Origin of the sequence: Paenibacillus sp. BC26 (assembly GCF_900116125.1) — a bacterium.
GTDB classification, from domain to species: Bacteria; Bacillota; Bacilli; order Paenibacillales; family Paenibacillaceae; genus Paenibacillus_Z; species Paenibacillus_Z lignilyticus.
This window is the reverse complement of sequence record NZ_FPAD01000001.1, coordinates 3,575,054-3,593,111: the sequence shown is the minus strand read 5'-3', so window position 1 is coordinate 3,593,111 and position 18,058 is coordinate 3,575,054. Positions and strand designations below refer to the sequence as shown.

17 protein-coding genes are annotated in these 18,058 nt (G+C 49.4%); 15 read left to right on the top strand and 2 right to left on the bottom strand.

Annotation, left to right across the window (positions count from 1 at the left end; genetic code table 11):
* Window positions 1-4: 4 nt before the first annotated feature.
* From BM412_RS16230 to BM412_RS32530, 12 genes are all read left to right on the top strand, one after another.
* On the top strand, window positions 5-733 hold the full coding sequence (locus BM412_RS16230; RefSeq protein ID WP_091219935.1) for a GT-D fold domain-containing protein: 729 nt from the start codon (window positions 5-7) through the stop codon (window positions 731-733).
* 5 nt (window positions 734-738) lie between these two features.
* Window positions 739-1,533, top strand: a complete 795-nt coding sequence (locus tag BM412_RS16225; RefSeq protein ID WP_091219933.1) for a glycosyltransferase family 2 protein — start codon at window positions 739-741, stop codon at window positions 1,531-1,533.
* 18 nt (window positions 1,534-1,551) lie between these two features.
* Window positions 1,552-2,565, top strand: a complete 1,014-nt coding sequence (galE, locus tag BM412_RS16220; RefSeq protein ID WP_091219931.1) for a UDP-glucose 4-epimerase GalE — start codon at window positions 1,552-1,554, stop codon at window positions 2,563-2,565.
* 13 nt (window positions 2,566-2,578) lie between these two features.
* Window positions 2,579-3,346, top strand: a complete 768-nt coding sequence (locus tag BM412_RS16215) for a GT-D fold domain-containing glycosyltransferase (protein WP_143111638.1) — start codon at window positions 2,579-2,581, stop codon at window positions 3,344-3,346.
* Between the two features lie 145 nt (window positions 3,347-3,491).
* Window positions 3,492-4,196 (top strand): hypothetical protein, encoded by a 705-nt coding sequence (locus BM412_RS16210; RefSeq protein ID WP_091219926.1) that lies wholly within the window; start codon window positions 3,492-3,494, stop codon window positions 4,194-4,196.
* Window positions 4,187-5,044: a hypothetical protein gene (locus BM412_RS16205; RefSeq protein ID WP_091219923.1), complete on the top strand. Its 858-nt coding sequence runs from the start codon at window positions 4,187-4,189 to the stop codon at window positions 5,042-5,044. The genes BM412_RS16210 and BM412_RS16205 overlap by 10 nt, the downstream gene beginning before the upstream one ends.
* A 23-nt stretch (window positions 5,045-5,067) precedes the next feature.
* A complete protein-coding gene (locus BM412_RS16200; protein ID WP_143111637.1) occupies window positions 5,068-7,377 on the top strand; it encodes a sensor histidine kinase in 2,310 nt (769 codons plus the stop codon).
* A 34-nt stretch (window positions 7,378-7,411) separates the two neighbouring features.
* Complete coding sequence (locus BM412_RS16195) at window positions 7,412-8,071, top strand: response regulator transcription factor (protein ID WP_091219916.1); 660 nt, start codon at window positions 7,412-7,414, stop codon at window positions 8,069-8,071.
* Window positions 8,072-8,209: 138 nt separating this feature from the next.
* Window positions 8,210-9,004: a CRISPR system precrRNA processing endoribonuclease RAMP protein Cas6 gene (gene cas6 / locus BM412_RS16190; protein WP_091219913.1), complete on the top strand. Its 795-nt coding sequence runs from the start codon at window positions 8,210-8,212 to the stop codon at window positions 9,002-9,004.
* Window positions 9,001-9,765 (top strand): hypothetical protein, encoded by a 765-nt coding sequence (locus BM412_RS32160; RefSeq protein ID WP_177245859.1) that lies wholly within the window; start codon window positions 9,001-9,003, stop codon window positions 9,763-9,765. The genes cas6 and BM412_RS32160 overlap by 4 nt, the downstream gene beginning before the upstream one ends.
* A complete protein-coding gene (locus BM412_RS16185) occupies window positions 9,755-11,887 on the top strand; it encodes an AAA family ATPase (RefSeq protein WP_177245858.1) in 2,133 nt (710 codons plus the stop codon). Before BM412_RS32160 ends, BM412_RS16185 begins: the two co-directional genes overlap by 11 nt.
* 362 nt (window positions 11,888-12,249) lie before the next feature.
* Window positions 12,250-12,372 carry a hypothetical protein gene (locus BM412_RS32530; protein WP_256256331.1) on the top strand — a complete coding sequence of 41 codons (123 nt, stop codon included), beginning with the start codon at window positions 12,250-12,252 and terminating at the stop codon, window positions 12,370-12,372.
* Between the two features lie 4 nt (window positions 12,373-12,376).
* Here the strand turns inward: BM412_RS32530 and BM412_RS16180 are convergent, their stop codons facing one another.
* The gene (locus tag BM412_RS16180) at window positions 12,377-13,108 is read right to left on the bottom strand and encodes a class I SAM-dependent methyltransferase (RefSeq protein WP_091219909.1); all 732 of its coding nucleotides are present in this window, start codon (window positions 13,106-13,108) and stop codon (window positions 12,377-12,379) included.
* Between the two features lie 302 nt (window positions 13,109-13,410).
* Window positions 13,411-14,946 (bottom strand): sulfatase family protein, encoded by a 1,536-nt coding sequence (locus tag BM412_RS16175; protein ID WP_091219906.1) that lies wholly within the window; start codon window positions 14,944-14,946, stop codon window positions 13,411-13,413.
* A gap of 105 nt (window positions 14,947-15,051) precedes the next feature.
* Here BM412_RS16175 and BM412_RS16170 point away from each other — a divergent pair, with 105 nt between their 5' ends.
* The 3 genes from BM412_RS16170 (at window position 15,052) to BM412_RS32155 (ending at window position 18,023) form a co-directional block, all read left to right on the top strand.
* Window positions 15,052-15,927, top strand: a complete 876-nt coding sequence (locus BM412_RS16170; protein ID WP_177245857.1) for a helix-turn-helix transcriptional regulator — start codon at window positions 15,052-15,054, stop codon at window positions 15,925-15,927.
* A gap of 296 nt (window positions 15,928-16,223) precedes the next feature.
* Window positions 16,224-17,795 carry a response regulator gene (locus BM412_RS16165; RefSeq protein WP_091219900.1) on the top strand — a complete coding sequence of 524 codons (1,572 nt, stop codon included), beginning with the start codon at window positions 16,224-16,226 and terminating at the stop codon, window positions 17,793-17,795.
* A 69-nt stretch (window positions 17,796-17,864) separates the two neighbouring features.
* Window positions 17,865-18,023 (top strand): hypothetical protein, encoded by a 159-nt coding sequence (locus BM412_RS32155; protein ID WP_177245856.1) that lies wholly within the window; start codon window positions 17,865-17,867, stop codon window positions 18,021-18,023.
* The last annotated feature ends 35 nt before the right edge of the window (window positions 18,024-18,058 follow it).

Genomic DNA, 18,058 nt, shown 5'->3' with positions numbered 1-18,058 from the left:
TGTTATGGAGTACAGAGACAATCGTTATTTTACGAATGACTTCAGCTACGAGCGATACCTCCTTTCGACGGAGGAAGTAATGGGTTGTATTGATGAAGCGGTACGGGAAGGTAAAGCGTATTCGCTCGCCCGATTCGGTCACGCCGAAATTGCCGAACTGCGGATTTTCCCTGATTTTTATAATGGCATGACCTATTACCGAAGGTATAACGGCCTTGCGGAGCAGAATATTCGCGCGGAACTTATTAAAGCCTTTACCTCTGCGACGACAGTTGGCTTATTGTCGACCGGCGAGAATGCGTCAGGCGCGGAGTATTCCAAGAAGGCATTTGTGGATCTCGGTTTAGGTTTCTATACCATTTGCTCTGCTTGGGTCACGCATCACATGACGAGGGTTCCTCAATTCTGGGATTGGATGAAGCAGTACCGCGTCATTCTGGCAGGCAGAAGAGCGGAGGAGGCTGCGCCGGTTTTTCAAGCGAACGGAGTGACAGTTGTCGATACCGTGAATTTGGAAGGCTACGAACAGTTAGAGACGGCGTATACGCAGCTTTACAGTAACAAAGAGTGGCAGATCGCGATTATTGCGGCCGGCATTCCCGCGACGCTTCTGGCTCCTCGATTGGCTAATGATACAGGCAGGGTAGCGCTGGATTTCGGTCATGCGCTTGATTTAACGATTGACGGCCAAGACGGATTTGATTTTGAAGCACTAGTCAGAAATTTGAGGTGAGCGGGATGGAATCTGAAGTAACGGTACTCATCCCCACGTATAACGCAGGGGGGTTCCTGAAGGAAGCGATTGAAACCGTATATAAACAAACCTACGGGCACTGGAAGCTGATCGTCGTCGACGATGCTTCCACGGACGAAAGTATTGCGCTTGCGAAACCTTTGCTTGCGGACTCGCGCGTTACGTACATGTGCAACGAGACGAACATCGGACAGTCGAAAACGATGAACGTCGGTTTGGCTGCCGTCACAACTCCTTATGTGATCCAGCTCGATGCGGACGACTGCTTCTTTCCGTATACGCTTGAGGTATTGCTGGCCGAGGCTCGTAAGCAGCCTGAGCATGTCGGTCTGGTCAGCGGGAACATCAATTCCATCTCGATCAATCCGAGCGGAGGGTTATTTTTCAACATTGTGACGAAGAATCGTTCCTTCCGGGATAAGTTCGATTTTCTGCTCTCCAATATGTCGCAATGGCCCCGGTTTTACCGGACGTCCACGTTAAAATCGATCGGCGGTTGGCCGACGGATGATCCTTATGAAGGCAGGTATATGGAAGACAAACGGGTGCTGATGCGGTTGATCGAGGTTTGCCATTTTCATTGGATCGACGTGCCGCTGTACATCCACCGCAGGCATCACCACAATCAAACGAATTTGATCGGTATCTACCGCGAGATTACCGAATGGAATATTCGCGATGCCCTGAAACGCTGGGGGGACGAATATGAGCCTGTGTTTGTGAAGGAGAACGGCTGGATCAAGATCGTCGATCTAAAGCCCAAATTGGCAAGTAATTAAGAGAAAGGAGAGGCATGAATGTCTATCCTATTGACCGGTGGAGCAGGCTTTATCGGGAGTCATACTTGCGTGGAGCTGCTGCAAGCCGGTTATGACGTCATCGTCGTCGACAATCTGTCGAACAGCAATCCGGAATCCCTGGTCCGCGTACAGGAAATTGCAGGCAAGCCGCTGCGATTTTACAAGGTGGATCTGTTGGACAGCGAGGGGTTAAGCAGCGTGTTCGCCAAGCATGACATCGAAGCGGTCATCCATTTTGCCGGATTTAAGTCGGTGGAAGACTCGGTAAGAAAGCCTCTGAGTTACTACCACAACAATATTACGGGTACGTTGGTTCTTGCGGATATCATGCATAAATTCAATGTGAAAAAACTGGTGTTCAGCTCATCGGCGACCGTTTACGGCTTGCCGGGTGATGTGCCGATCCAAGAGGATGAGCCTCTCAAGGCAACCAATCCATACGGAAGAACCAAGCAGATGATTGAAGTCATGCTAAGGGACCTCACGGTCGCTGATCCGGCGTGGAGCATTTCGTTGCTTCGATACTTTAATCCTACGGGAGCTCACCCAAGCGGGCGTATAGGAGAGGATCCGAAAGGCGTGCCCAGTAATATAATGCCGTATATTACCCAAGTCGCGGTAGGCAAGCTTCAGACGCTGAGCGTGTTCGGCAGCGATTATCCGACGGCGGACGGTACGGGCGTCAGGGATTATATCCATGTGGTTGATCTGGCCCGCGGCCATCTGAAAGCTCTGGAACATGCGCTGCGTACGGATGGAATCGCCGCTTACAATCTGGGGACGGGAATAGGATATAGCGTGCTGGAGCTCGTGCACGCGTTCGAGAAGGCTGCCGGCTGCGAAGTACCTTATCAGCTGGCGAACCGTCGGCCAGGCGATGTAGCCGTCAGTTATGCGGACCCGCTGAAGGCCGAACAAGAGCTTGGCTGGAAAGCCGAGAAGGATTTGGAAGCGATGTGTGCAGACGCATGGCGCTGGCAGTCGCATAATCCCGGAGGATATGCATCATGAAGGGGGCGCATCTTTGGCCTATCAAGAACTGAATACCGCGCAAGTCATGGATCGACTTCTCTATTCGCTTGACCGCCATTTACCGCTCTCCGTCATATCCGTAGGGGTTACCGAAACGCATGTCCTTGCTCAATATGAGGTTTATTCGGAAGAGCAATTTATGAGCCATCCGGAAGCACATGTTGCGAATCATGCTAACGTAACAAGAGGGCATACACATCGCGGGATCACGTTTCCAAACCTAGAGGCTCGCGATGCTGCGTTAGAAGCGGTGAGAAATGCGGATATTGTCGGTATCAATATTCGGGTATCAAGGTCAGGGGAATTTACCCGACATGTATTTGATGTTTATGGCATAGCGCCGAACTATGTTTTCGAGGCTTACACCAGGCGAGTCATCATGATTTCTCAACAACGGAAATTTCATGACATGCTGACGAACAGAAAGATCTGCATCGTGTGCAGTTATGCGGACGAAGTAAAGAGAGCGTTGGAAAACAGGCTGCAGGCCAGACTGAATTTCCGAATAACGGGCACGATCAACATCGAGCGGTATGAGGATATCCCTCGGGTAAAGCAGGAATTAAAGGCATGCGAATTTGATTTGTGCTTGCTTGCCGCCGGAACGAATGCGGTCATTCTTGCTCCGCATATCGCCAGAGAGTTGGGAAAGGTTGCGCTAGATCTCGGTCAGGGCATGGAAACGTTAATAACCGGCATAATCGAAGGAGAGCAGTGGCTATCCGGACAGATCGAGTTAGCTAAACTCATGGAAATGTAAGGACGCTGTCGGCCGGCACCGGTATATATGAGGTCGCCGGTTGATTTATTCCACTGACGGAACGTTCTCGAGATTGAATTGAGGACGCCGAATTAAGTCATGAACCATTTTTTCCCGGAGTATTCTATACGGGAGGGATGATCATATGGATGTTGACGCTCAGACCAGCTTGTCCCGCCTCATATTCAGCAACTTTCGGAACGCGGACTTGGAGCGAAGGCTGCGCTTGACATCTCCCCGGGAATGCGAAGTATGCGCTTATTGCGGCAACCGATTTGAATCGATGGTGCCGATGAAGCAGCTTGAGCTGTCTCGCTATACCGATTGGCATCTCCATCAAGCCCGAACAAGCGCCTTATTCTGTCTTCCGTGCACGACGGTTCTCAGAACGGATGCCTTTCGGCGGAAAGCTGTCGTTGCCGGCACGAATGCGGTCCGATTCTTGACGGTAGCAGATCCGAAAGATAGAGAAACGCTCGTCCGATCGTTATTTTACACGCCCCCTCGCCCTCCTTTTGCAACTAGCATTCCATCGGATTATCGAAAACATATTACGCTTCGCGCAAAGCTTAATTACGACCAATCGCAGTTTTATGTGCAATTCGGCGAACATTCGGTTCTGCTTATACCCGCTTTACATCGAAACGTGTATGAATCGGCAAACGCTTTGATTCGGTCCGGCGTTTCCTCCGTTCAAATCGAGAGGGGCACGTATGCTCAAGGTAGTTCTCAGCACTACGAGTCTTGTCTCTCGTCCTATCGTCCCTCACCCGTATTAAGGCTAGTATTGGAGCTATCCAAGTTTGACCATCCGCATTGGAAGGAGCAGGAGGGATCGACATGTCCGTAATCGAAACGATTCGCGGCACGGTCAAATCGCTGCAGCCGATTGTTCACGGAGCCGACATTCCGGACGAGGGGATAGCTGCTAAAGGGAATGAGCAATTTTTTCGTAAAATGAAAGTCTGGTATGAAGGGAAGGCCGTACATATCCCCGTAATCAGCGGCAACAGCATTCGCGGCATCATGCGTCGATTAGGCGCGCAATCCTTTCTGGAAATGCTGGAGCTTGATCCGGAACGCATCGGTCGAAAATTGCATTATCTGTTATATTCCGGTGGATCTCTCGAGACAGGCGCGGCGAAAGGAAGGCAGAAAGCAAAGCAGGAACCGAACAGGCCATTCGTCGAGGAGCTTCGGGAGCATATCCCGCTTGCCTCCTTAATGGGCTGTTCCTATAAACGGCAGCTGCTTCACGGCAAATTGATTACCGACTTCCTGGTCCCGATCGTAGACGAAGTGGCTGAGCTGTACGGGCAGCCGAAACCGGGCATTCGCGCCGCCGAAATAACCGATTGGATGTTCTATACCCGGCAGGACCGTTCGGATTATCCGCAATCGGACCGGAACCAAATGATCTACAAAACGGAATATATCGTGCCCAACACGACCTTTGTGCACGGCTTCACTTTAATGGGGGCAAGCGGAGTGGAAACGGCTTTGTTCTATCATCTGCTGGAGGAACTGAACCGTTATGGCAGAGTCGGAGGCAAAGTAGCGCAGGGCCATGGTAAAGTCGAGTTCCGGTATACCTTGCAGGCTGATCGATCATCGGAGCCTTATATCCGCTATATCGAAAAGAACAAAGAAACGATAGCGGCGTTTCTGCAGTCCAATTGGAACAACGGGGAGAACTAGCATTGAAATGAGGGATACCCTTGGTGGTCCGTTTTCATATTAAATATTTGATGCTGCCGATTGTTATTTTTGTTGCGTTCGTATTTATACTGACCATTCAAAAGCCCTATATCGGGATCAAGCTTCATGAGACGGCCGGCGGCGAGTGGCGAATTACCAGTATCGATGCGGATGGTTGGGCGCATAAGCAAAATATTGGAGTGGGCGATTCCGTCATTGAGGTCGATGAGAATGAACCGGGGCTTGCGTCAACGGTCAAAACCTACGGCATTCTCGAGCAGGCGCGCAGCATCGCGGTTGAACGAAACGGCACGGTCGAATCGTACGAGATCCCAAGCGGATTGACGGAGGATCAGTTTAGATTATTCGTGTTGTATCCGGGGTTTACTTTCCTTATTATTATGGCCATCTCGGGATTCATCGTGTTTAAGAAGCCTGATCTTCCCTACTTTTACGGTCTTTTTTTCTTTCTCGTTTTAGTCGGATTGAGTTATGTTTGCGGGGGAGCATCTTCCCAGGGGCATGTATTGCCCGAGTTATTCAGCGGAGCGGCTTTCTTGTTCATTCCCTATTGTTTCCTGCACTTTTTAAGTAGCTACATCCAATCCATTGGCGGATCAAGCATCGTTCCCCCTTTTATTCTACGATTATTCATTGCGCTTAACGGATTGCTGATCGGCATGGAAGCTGTTTTTACACTCCTGCAAGTAAGCTCTGCCTATGAGATCGTAACGCTTTCCCTGCTGAGCTGGTTCGTCACCGAGTGCGCGGTGTGCGTACTGCTGCTGGTTATGGCCGGAGTGCGGAACCGGTTGCTGATCTATAAGACCGAGATCAAAATTATGCTCCTCGGCATATTTTTCTCGTTTGGACCGTTTATCGGACTTTACGCGATTCCGAAGCTAATGGACGGCTCCGGATGGGTATCGGCGGGACAAACCGCGATATTCCTTGTATTGCTCCCTGCAACGTTTATTTATTTGATTACGGCCAAACGATTGCTTGATATTGACTTTTATCTCGGGCGATTTCGCTATAATGCCGGACTAGCTTTCATATTGTCGTTCATTCACTGGCTGCTGGATTCGGTTCTGAGCCACTCGCCGGATCTGGAAATCGAATCGCTGGTCTACTTTCCTCTCATTGTGATCTTAATGCTGTATCTTAAGGAAATGCTGGATTTCCGATTCCGATCCAGGCACTTTATGATGAAAAAAGATTTTCAATTGAGAATGGACCGATTTGCTTCCCGGATTTCGAAAGTTATGAAAGTAAGCGAATTAGAAGAACAATTCATACTGGAAATCAAAGAGGGGCTTGGCATTCAAGCCGTTTCCTTATTGGAGGTGGACCGGCGCGATTCCACCATCGAGTTGATCGTCGGTTATGAGAGGTACCCGATCGAATTGGTGACGAATGCGCTGTTCATAAAACCGCTGCCGCTCGGCGTGATTGAAGTATTGAATAATGGCGCGATCTTATTGGCCGGGGAGAGAATGGGGAAGCGGTGCATCGTATGGATCGGAGAAAAACAAAACGGCACCTCGCTCAACATCGACGAAAGAGTGTGGCTTAAAACCTTATCCCGCTACGTCAGCATCGTTTATGAAAATTTATCCCTCGTTCAAGGTCTTTCCGACGAATTCAAGGATACCGTGAAGCAGCAGTCCGAAAGGAATACGCCGCCGTGGCTGATGCGCTTCATCTTTAATTTGCAGGAAAACGAAAGAAGCCGGTTCGCATTGGATCTGCATGATTCGGTCTTGCAAAATCAACTGTATTGGTACAGAAGAATCGGGGAAGTAACGACTGATTTCGAAATGTCGGACGCGGTGCGGCAGGAAATGATCGCCATTAGAGAAGGGTTGCTCGACGTCATTCATGAAACGCGTTCAACCTGCAATGAGCTTAGGCCGTCTTTGCTGAAGGAGATCGGGCTCGTCGAATCGTTAAAAGAGTTGTTTCATACGATACAGATGCGCGAAAATTTTACGATTGAGTTCGATTACGATGAATTCGATACGGAATTGGACTACGAGTATACGATTGCGATGTACCGAATCATGCAAGAGCTTCTCGGAAACGCCGGGAAGCATTCCAAAGCATCGAAGGTGAAGGTTCACATCTCTATCATGCCGCAGGAAATCTCGTTGTTATATAGTGACGATGGAGTAGGAATAGGCAATGCCAAGAAGCGTGGCGATTTAAGCCGCATCGGGCTTACCGGCATAAAGGAACGCGTGACCAGCCTGGAAGGCAGAATCCAATTTAGCGGGAATAAAGAGACCATTGTCAGGATCTGGCTGCCGCGAATGGTTTCTCCGGTCGATTGACCTGTAGTCGGAAGATCACTGAAAGGAGTGCCCCATGATCAGCATATTGCTTGCAGATGACCATCCGTCGGTCCGAGAAGGGACCATTCATATGCTTGAAAGGGAAAGCGATATGTCCATCACTGCCGTATCTTCGGGAGCGGAAGTACTGGAGATGTTTAAGCAGGCCACGTTTGACGTCCTGCTGCTCGATCTGATCATGCCCGGCATGAACGGACTTGAGGTAGCCCGCAGCATCAGCGAACAAAATCTCGATGTGAAAATACTCATCTATACCGGTTACGATATTGAACCTCATTTTAATCTATTAATAGAAAACGGGGTTTCCGGATTTATCAGCAAACTGTCGTCGCGTGAGCAAATGATCCAATCTTTGAGATGCGCCGTGAACGGGGAGGCGTTGCTCCCGATAAGGCTTCTTAAGCAACTCAGAAGAACCGACATCCAGGTGCAGCACGCCAAAGGGGAGAAATCGCTTGATCGCATATCGATCAGCCCTAAGGAACAGAGCATCCTAAACGAAATTGCCAGCGGAAAAAGCAATAAAGAGCTGGCCGAGATTTTTTTCATGAGCCAGCGTACGATCGAGTACCATTTGACCCGCATATTCGAGAAGTTGAATGTGAGCTCCAGAGGGGAAGCCATTGCAGAAGCGCAGCGGCTGGGATTGATTTCCGGTTTGGACTTGCGGTAAAGGACTTGCGGTGTGCGTATACGGCAACGCTTTTTATATGCGGTAATTTGCGAACACATTGGCGTTCAAGAACTGGAAACGGATTACATATCCTTAAGATTATACAGCTGCTTATACGGCAGCTAAGGATGTGTTGTCTTGATCGCGAATACGATCTTGCTGTTGCGAAACAGGCGGGATTGCCCAGACCGCAACGTTTATCCGAACTACATTCATGGTTGGGTGTACAACGAAATCCGCAATACGCCGGTCGGCCGTTACTATCATGAAGCGCAGACAGCCCCTTTCGCGATTAAGGAAATCCAGAAAGATCGTGATGGCACACTTACGCTCCATTTCATATTTTTTGACGTAAAGGTGATGCTGATATTCTTCCGTCAAGTCGAGAAGGGAAAGGAAGTCCGGTTAGGTCAGGATTATTATTTGGTGGAAGACATCTTCTTGCACCATGATGATCACCCGAAGGCGGGAATCGTCAGCTATGATCTCTTTTACAGCCTTCCTATTGCCGAAAGCATAGAACTGAACTTTCAATATACGGCGTTCAACAGCGGACGTACAACCGTGACGCTGCCGTTCCCGGACAAAATCGTGAACAGCCTCTTAAGCAAATGGAATGAAGCTGCACCGGAAGCGATCGAATCGACCACGGAGTATAGAAAGCGCCTGGAATCCGGCCTGCACATTACCTCCCATCACATTCATTCCGTAACCTATCCGATTCGCAAGGACGTTTCCTTGAACGCCTTCTCCGGAAAGGTAGTATTTCGTAATGCGCACGGAGTTGGCAGCTTGAGGGGCGTCCTTAATCGGCTGCTTCATTTCTCGCACTATTCCGGTGTCGGATGGAAGTGTTCATTCGGTATGGGACGCGTGAATCTGAACTCTCACTCGCTGAAGCTGACATTCGGGGAGAGGAGTCTGCTTCCATGAACAGCTACAGGAACCTTCAGGTCACATTTACGTTAAGCTCGGAAATGATTATTCCCGACCATCCGATTGGCTTTGATGCACTGCTAATGAAGGCGTTAGCCTTGCAGGAGAACCGCTCGCCGGAACAAGGTGAGGACATGTTTTCTTCGCTGGAGCTGCCGATTGAACGTCATCAGGGCTCTTCGCTATATTTGGCTAGCGTAGGGTTCACCCGTTCAGAGGGAAGAAATCTTCAATTCTATACGAAACGTTATGCCGGCGACCTGCCGGAGGATCTTGATATAAGCGGAGGCTATTTCAAGGCGTATCACCGAATCATCTATACGCTGGCTTGTCCGGCGGAGGTCACGTTCTATTGCCGGGGAGTACCGTCCTCGGTACGGGAGCTGACCGCGTTGATTCCTGCATTGGGAGCGAAGCGCTCGCAAGGATATGGAAAAGTGGCAAGCGTTCAAGTGGATGAGATCAAGGAAGACAGAAGCTGGATTTATCGAAATGAACCGATGAGGGCCATTCCCATTCGATATTACGAGGACAAATTACAGCAATGGTATTATGCGTTCACATCGCCGGTTCCTCCGGGTTACGCTCCGGAATCAAAGGAAATTTGTTACCTGCCGCGCCCGAGTTCATGGCTCGATATTTCTGCCGGCAGCGCTCAGGAGCAAGAGGAGCAGCATGCGGATTCGATTGGATCCGCGTCCTTTAAGAAGAAGAGAAGCTTGCGAAAAATATGGAGTGATCGGAGCAATGAAGGATAACCTTAACTACTCAGGGCATCTGACGAAGATCAAGTCCAAAGGGCTGGAGAAGACCGGCTGGTTTCAGCCCGATCAGGGCTTGCCGTTCCGTATCCGGGCAAGAGCGCTCCCGACCGTTTTCCGGAATCTTATTATTGAGGGACTGTACACGACGGAGTCTGTATTTATCATCAATCGTTACCGACTCCTTGCGCCGATCTCCGAGCTGCTCCCGAGCCATTTCGCATCCGGACATCCCATTGCTTTTCAACGTATGTCTCCTCATCTTGACGACAATATCCGGACGCTCATCGAATGCCCGGAGCTGTTGGACCTATGGACGGCCGGCGACAAACAGGCATTCGTTCTACTAAAGAATAGCCTGATTGAGCAGTACACCGTTCCGAATCTTTCAAATTACCTGCTACGGTTCGAGCTCTCTCGCAAAATGCTTCACGAAATCTGCGATACGCTGGGTTTTTCGGCCATTGATCGCATTGAAGGGCAGCCTTATCTATTGAACCGTGTCCCATCCGTTCCCTTCCGGGTTGCCGATATGCTTGCCCTGGAAGCCGGGATCGCGGCGAACAGTCCCAGTCGAATCGGGGCGGCCGTCCAATATGTATATATGCAGTATCTAAACGGGGGAAGCAGCTACATTAGCGGCGACGAATTCGTGAATAGGGTCTATGCCTTATTGGGGAAGTCGCTGCCGAAGGATAACATACGCCTCGAAATCGAACGATTTGCGCAGGAGCAGGATCATGAGCTCATTTGCAGAGGCAATCTGTTTTTCGACCGGCATTTGTATTTTGCGGAAATTCAAATTGCGCAGCGATTAGCCGACCTGATATCGTGTCCTGTATCGAAGCCGGGGGACTTAAGCGGCACGATTCGGATCTTGAGCGGCGCTGGCCGGCTTCCGGAGCTGGATGAGGATCAACATGAGGGGATCGAACGATTTTTCGAACATCCGGTTCTTCTCGTTCGCGGAGAAGCAGGCACGGGAAAAAGCAGCTGGATCGCGTATCTGTTAATTGTATTGCAGACCCTGCTGCCGGGCATTCACATCAAGCTGGCTGCTCCTACGGGAAAAGCCGCGAGACAGCTGGAAGCGGTGACCGGCCATCCGGCTCAAACCATTCATTCGCTGCTGGGGAAGGGAAGAGAGAAAACCAGCCGCATATGGTATCACCATAAGAGAAATCCGCTGAATGCGGATGTGTTAATTATTGATGAAGCCAGCATGGTCAACGAATATTTATGGCGCGACTTGCTCTGGTCCGTGGAGCGCGGGACGAGGCTGGTCTTCGTCGGCGATCCGAACCAGCTGGAGCCGATCGGTCCGGGACGTCCGTTCCTGGATATGATTTCCCTTGGATTCCCTACAGTCACATTACAACGGAATTATAGGAACGACAGCGCGATCCTTTCGCTCGCGCGAGCCGTCCTTCTGGGAGAAGTCGATGCTTCGCATTTGGAAGTAGCGGGCATTCAGACGATTCCTACTGAATCTGTAGAGGAAACCAAAGAAACCATCGTCAGGCTGTACCTGGATAAAGTTAAACAGTACCCGGTCATTACCATGTACAGGGAACAATATAGTCTCGGTACAGACCGTTTGAACGAATATATGAAGCAGCGAATCAACCCGGTGCGCATGGCAGATGGAATGGGAGAAGGCGATCCCGTCATTCAAATGACCAATACATCAAGAGCGGACAATGGCGAGGTAGGACTGATCCGATCCTTTCATCCATCCCGAAGCAGCTGTATCTTATTTGAGCCGGATAAAGAGGTGCACTACACATTTCCGGAGTTAATGAGCGAAATGGAGCTTGCCTATGCCATTACAACGGCTAAGACACAAGGTAGCCAGTACGAAGGAGTCATCATTCCGCTAACCGACATCGGCCTTGAGATTCCGCATCGGCAATCCATGTGGTATAAAAATTCAATATATACGGCGCTGACGAGAGCCCGGAAAGAGTTAGTGCTTATCGGAGATCCTTACATTCTGATCACCGGCGCGCAACGAAAAGGGACGCCGCGCAAAACGATGCTGGTCAAACGAATACAGCGTGTTTTTAAAGGCTCCGGGATTCTCCCGGGCGAAAATGAAAATGCCCTGCCAAAGGGATGACAGACAATTAAAACTAGAGAAGGTTCTAGGATTGTTTTTTCCCTGCTACAAGGGATATTGGCGCGCAGCCGACGCTGCAGCAAATGACGGCGCTCGTCGCAGGTCTCCAAGCGCGACAGAGCTAAACTAGGCCTCGCCAAAATTCCACTTGGCGGGGCCTTTTGCGTTTAGGTGATTGCCGTGAAGCTCCGGCTCTGCAAATGAATGCGCGGAATCGGGTATTATTATCAAGGAATCGGAAATGATCATTGATAATACCAGAGTCTATATACCTATTTTTAATAGGTCTGCGGTAATTACCTAGAAACACACTCGAAAAGTTGAATAGTTTGTAATCCAACTTTAGAGGAAGGAAGCACGGAATGAAACTGCTGATCATTGCACCTGAACAAATTCCGGTACTGCCGCCAATTGGGGGGAGGGGGGCGTTGAGCGTTGCATCTTTCAAATTACGAGGAGCCAAACTGAATGGTTCCTCTTTTTAATAGGTTAAATGATCCGTTCTATTTGAGCCGAAACTTCCGGTGAATCAAGCAGTTTCGATCTATAATCGGAGAGATCGTTGTTTCCAAGTACAAGCAACGAGGTATTCTTATTATTACTGACATTGTCGGATACCGTTAAGTCTCTATAAGTAACATTAAAATGCAACGAACGAAATAATTGTGTGAGCTCATGAAGATTCCATTCCCTTACATGTGACCGATTTGGAGGAGGTCCAAGATGGTTAAAACCTCTTTCGATATCTCTTTCTGGCGTTGACAGCAGACAAGCAGCAGAAAGCTCCATCATCTCTTTAAGATTACCTAACAAAAAAGCCGGATTTACCAAATGCTCAATGACATCTGCACAAATAATAATGGAATTTTTCAGGATCGATTCTTCAATGGGGAGCCTCTGAGGACTATCGAGGTCATGTTCAATCCATGTTCCATTCGGGTACATTTCTCTGCATAACTGAATATTGGTCCCATAATCAATTCCAATAATCTGAAAATCAGGATACATTTTTGATAATTTAAATGCCATACCGCAGCCGATATCGATCACATAGTTGCCATTTAATATCGCACCTAAATAACGGGCAAGAACATATACCTGTGGTTGCCAAATATCATTCTCCACCAAGTCTAAACAATACTCGGGCTGTTCTCTAGACCGGTAACCGCTTTTTAGGTAATAGTTGTTGAGGATTGCACGTTGCATAGCCAGATTATCCAATAGAATCGCTCCTTCTCGTACTATTCTTTAGCCACAACTTAATTTGGCTATATTACTATATTCACGTGTTATTGGACATGCTCGGGCTATAGCATCGCACTGATAGGGTTGACTAGGAATACAATGATTTCAAGGAGAGTTTTGGAATAAATGTAGAAGTAGTCGAATTAATCATGAATCTCAAAATGGAATCTCAGGAAAAGCAAATTAAATCGAAATGTGATCTTGGAAAAGGCTTATAATCGAAGACGGCAGGGGATTAATGAATCCCTTGCCGCCTTTGATTGATTTGCCGGAGCCGCCTATGCGCCCGATATACGAGGCATCGGCATAACTTCTTTCCCAAGCTCGGCCCAAATGTACTTGAGCATCAGCTTGGATTTTAACCCTTCATATTCGGGGTTGTCCCACAAGTTATTTAACTCGTTCGGGTCTTCCTGCAAATCGAAAATTTCGCCGTAGGTTTGATTGTAATAAACGGTGAGTTTGTAACGCTCATCCACGTATGTTTTCTGATGAATCGTCGTTGGCTCATGACGGAATTCGCAAATTGCGTGATCTCTGGCGGAAGAAGCGGCGCCTTTCCATACCTGGCTTTGGTCTACTCCTGTCATCGCAGGCGGAATAGGAATTCCGCTCAGCGACAGGAACGTTGGCGCCAGGTCAACGAGCGATTGAATGGCATCCGATGTTGCTCCTGCGGGAACATGTCCCGGATAACTCACAATAAACGGCAGGCGAATCAAGTCCTCGTAATGGAAGCCGCCTTTGGCCTGCAACCCATGCTGGCCGAAGAAATGGCCATGATCGGTCGTAAACACGACAATCGTGTTGTCTGCGATCCCCAGCTCGTCGAGTTTATCCAGAATGGTGCCGATATAGTTGTCCATCAGGCTGATCATGCCGTAATAGACGGCAACAAGCTTCTTCTTGTCGTAATCGGTAAGCTTCTTTCTCTCCCCGTATTCGTAATAATGATGCGAGCGGTACCCGTGAATGCCTTTGCCGGTTTCAGCCCATGGAGAGAAATCCGGCGCGTGCTCTTGGGTTAGGCCGAAATGAGGCGGGTTCTTGTCATGCTCGCCCGGTACGAGAGAAGGAATGGTGAGCGTATCCGGGTCGTACATCGTATCCCAGGGCTCCGGCGCCAAATATTCCGGATGCGGATCGAAGAAGCTGGACCAGAGGAAGAACGGCTTGTCTTCATCGTTGTACTGCTCCATAAGCGCGTTCGTGCGCTCAGCAATCCAAGTGTTGTAATGGTATTCTTCGGGAATGGGCCATTTGTACGTGATAGCGGGATCCATATGGCCGGTAGGGGGAAGGAAGTAGTCCCGCCAATTTGTGCAGCCCTTCTCCTCTAACCATAAGGCATAGTGCTGACCGACATGCGCCTCGTTTGTATGGTTGCGCGTGAGCTCGACATGCTCGAAGCCATAGAAAGGACCATGGAAGCTTTTCCATTTTTCTAAGTCCTGCAAAATCGGGTAAGCCTCCACCGACGGATATTGTTCCGTTGAGGAAAGCGGCTGAAAATGAGCTTTGCCGACTAGGGCCGTGCGATAGCCGGCAGCGCCGAAGTCCTCCCCTACGCAGTGGCGGTCTTCCAATAGCTTCGTACCAAGCGTCCATGCGCCGTGCTGGCTCGGGTATTGCCCCGTAATAATGGATGCCCGGCTTGGCGTGCAAGTCGGATTCGGGCAATAGGCCCTGGTAAACGTTGTGCCTGAACGAATGAGCCGATCCAGATTAGGAGTTCTTAATTCGTTATTGAAATAACCTAGCGTGTTCCAATGCTGTTGATCGCTTGTAATTAACAAAATGTTGGGTTTCTTCATGAATGATACACCTCCGTTATTAAATTTTATTGGAAAGCATGGAGTTGTAAAATAGCGTTGTGTATGCTTTGTTTATCAATTTGTCAGGTCGGAGGGCGGGGCAGAATGGATTCTACGGTAACAGGCGGCAATGAATCGGCTGCGTTTATCTATTACGCTTTGAATGAACTGGACAAGCAATGTTCCATCTGGCCGGTACGCGGAGGGATCACGGAGACGAAGCCGAACTACTATGTTGGACCCAAGCGGATCGAAAGCTATAGCTTGCACATCGTGAAGGAAGGCTTTCTTCGCGTAGAGTGGGATGCAGGAAGCGTGACGTTATCGGAAGGAGATATCTTTTGCTTATTCCCCATGCGTACCTATACTTATTATGCGATTGAAGGCGAAGCTCCGCCGAAAATGAGTTGGATCGTAATTGACGGCCCATTAGCAGCAGAAATGGTCGCGCTCACCGGGATCAAGATTGAGTATCCTTTCCTGCATGGCAAATGGACGAAGGAAGCGGGGCTGGCGCTCCATGATCTGCTTAATTTGATGCGTGGAACGCACAAGGAAACCGCCATTGTGCACTCGCTTGATATGCAAGGTTTGCTTTACCGCTACTTTGCGGCACTATGCCGGACAATTCCGAAATTATATGCAATGGAGCCGGCGGATTGGGTGGAGCAAAGCATGTCCTATATCCGGCAGCACGCCTCGGAAGGCATTACCGTCGAACAGGCGGCAAGGGCGGCGGGGATGAACCGTACCTATTATTCGGTCGCTTTCGCGAAGAAGGCGGGAATGCCGCCAAGCGATTTCATTACGCAGGTACGGATGGATGCCGCCAAGCGGCTCCTCGCGGAGACGGATGCCTCCATTACGGAAATCGCGTATACGACCGGGTATTCCTCCTTATACGCGTTTACGCGAACATTTAAGAATCGTCTTGCTGTGTCGCCGACGTCCTATCGGGAAGCGATAAGGAATGGAATATAGGAACTTGCGTTGATTTGGTTTAGATTTCGTTGTACTTCTATATGTTCGAACTTAGACTTGTTGTCTTACACTGAAGTTACGAATGTTGAAAGCGCTTCATGGAAGTTCCACTCCCGGCCTGAAGAATCTTCACGCCTTCATTACTACTTGCTTTGAGAATTGGACAAAATAGGATCATTCATAAAATCATGCATGTCAGTCATTTCGTTACAACAATACCGGGGATGACCTTCAATGGTATCTCCGGTTTTTTTGATTTTTCACGTATCCACCCGGGAAAATAGGAGAGATAGGAAATGGACATCACGATTCTGCTTGTAGACGACGAAGCGATAGATTTGGAATGGCTGCAAGTGAGGGTGGAGAATGGCGGTTATGAGGGACTCCGAATCGCAGGAGCGGCAAAAAGCGGGTTTGCCGCACTTGAGCTGATGGAGAAGGATAGAATCGACATTATCCTGACAGATATCAACATGCCGATCATGTCGGGCATGGAGTTCGCGAGGCGAGCGAAGGCGCTTCAGCCTGACGTGCGAATTATGTTTATCAGCGGACATGAGGATTTCAATTACGCGAAGGAAGCCATACAGCTCCAAGCCTATGAATATTTGCTGAAACCCGTGGACGATCAGGACCTGGAGGCGGCGCTGTCCGCAGTGTGCACGCAAGTGCGGGAAGACCGCCGCAACCGTTCCTCCGCGATGGAGGCGCGGCCTTACGTGCAGCGTGAATTGCTGCTGCGCTGGTTCCGTGAGGTATCGCCGGGTCCGGCTGCGGAGCGGGTGACTTCATTTCTGGCTCCGTATCTGAACAAAGGAATTGCAGCCGTCTTAATTGAAACGGATGATCTGGAGAGGTACGCGAAGGAGATGACGGTCGAACAGAAACGCGCGCTCTGGCTGGACGTGGAATCCTTTCTCGGCAGCTTCGTTCAAACGGAGGGGCTTGGCGACCTCATGACCGGCTTCGATAATCGGTTTGTACTGCTGACTTCCGGGGTGGATCATTACGGCGCCGCTCTGGATAAAATGATCCGCGCCTTTCGAGCGGCCTTTCCGTTTACGATTACAATCGGTCTTGGTGACGATGCTTATAATGAGGAACGACTACATGAGTCGTACCGGCAAGCCGAGACGGCTCTGAGCATTAAATGGATTATGGGCAAAGACAGGGTCATCCGGGATGCCTCATCGCGATCGATCGGCAAGCCGGCCGCAGCAGGGGTCGAAATGCTTGTCAATGAAATGCTGCAGGCCATACTCGACTACGATCTCGTGAAAATCGACGATTGTTTGCTTGCATTGTTCTGGCAAGACCATGGTCCGCTGCGCAAGAGCGAGGCCTATGATCTTATTGTACGGATTACCTCTAAGCTGCATAGCGATTTGCAGCTGCTGAACGAGAATTTATACGACCTGTTAAACTGGGATTCGCATCAGCCTGTTGTGTTATTTGAATTCGAGACGATGTATGACATCGTGTCGTGGTTAAGAAGACGGTTCTTCGAGCTCTCCGAGTTATTGTTCAATAAACGGCGCAAGCAGGATCGGAAGCTCATTGCCGAAATCATCACCTATATGGAGGAACATCTGCTGCAGAAGGTGACCCTGAAGGAGGCTGCGGCGAAGCTCCATTTTACGCCAAACTACCTGGGATATCTCTTTAAAGAAGAGACAGGCGTGACCTTCAGCGACTTCTTGAATGAAATCCGAATTAAGAAGGCGCGCGTCATGCTGGATGACCCGACGCTTAAAGTATATGAGATTGCGGAGAGTGTCGGTTACAAGAATGTCATTTACTTTAACCGCATGTTCAAGCAAGCAACCGGCATGACGCCGGGTGAGTACCGGAAGAAGAAAAAAATCTAATCAGGACCCCGTCAATCAACCGGACTAAGTCAAGCCACTTGTCGAATACATCAGTATTGAGGTGGTTAGATGGAGAAGACAGCCTATGTGTTCACCTATGTATCCACGACCAACGCTGAAGACAATAAGATAAGCACTGAACCATCGGGAGTCAATACAGCTGCGATGGAAGCCAAGTGGCGCGTCATTGACTACATTCTCAAGCAGATCATCATCAAAACCGGCTGAAGGTATTCAGGCGGTTTATTTGAGTAGGCATGATA

Coding starts and splice junctions, on each gene's coding strand:
- BM412_RS16230 (WP_091219935.1), top strand. CDS start 5: ATGGAGTACAGAGACAATCGTTATTTTACGAATGACTTCAGCTACGAG.
- BM412_RS16225 (WP_091219933.1), top strand. CDS start 739: ATGGAATCTGAAGTAACGGTACTCATCCCCACGTATAACGCAGGGGGG.
- galE (WP_091219931.1), top strand. CDS start 1,552: ATGTCTATCCTATTGACCGGTGGAGCAGGCTTTATCGGGAGTCATACT.
- BM412_RS16210 (WP_091219926.1), top strand. CDS start 3,492: ATGGATGTTGACGCTCAGACCAGCTTGTCCCGCCTCATATTCAGCAAC.
- BM412_RS16205 (WP_091219923.1), top strand. CDS start 4,187: ATGTCCGTAATCGAAACGATTCGCGGCACGGTCAAATCGCTGCAGCCG.
- BM412_RS16195 (WP_091219916.1), top strand. CDS start 7,412: ATGATCAGCATATTGCTTGCAGATGACCATCCGTCGGTCCGAGAAGGG.
- BM412_RS32160 (WP_177245859.1), top strand. CDS start 9,001: ATGAACAGCTACAGGAACCTTCAGGTCACATTTACGTTAAGCTCGGAA.
- BM412_RS16185 (WP_177245858.1), top strand. CDS start 9,755: ATGAAGGATAACCTTAACTACTCAGGGCATCTGACGAAGATCAAGTCC.
- BM412_RS32530 (WP_256256331.1), top strand. CDS start 12,250: ATGAAACTGCTGATCATTGCACCTGAACAAATTCCGGTACTGCCGCCA.
- BM412_RS16175 (WP_091219906.1), bottom strand. CDS start 14,946: ATGAAGAAACCCAACATTTTGTTAATTACAAGCGATCAACAGCATTGG.
- BM412_RS16170 (WP_177245857.1), top strand. CDS start 15,052: ATGGATTCTACGGTAACAGGCGGCAATGAATCGGCTGCGTTTATCTAT.
- BM412_RS16165 (WP_091219900.1), top strand. CDS start 16,224: ATGGACATCACGATTCTGCTTGTAGACGACGAAGCGATAGATTTGGAA.
- BM412_RS32155 (WP_177245856.1), top strand. CDS start 17,865: ATGGAGAAGACAGCCTATGTGTTCACCTATGTATCCACGACCAACGCT.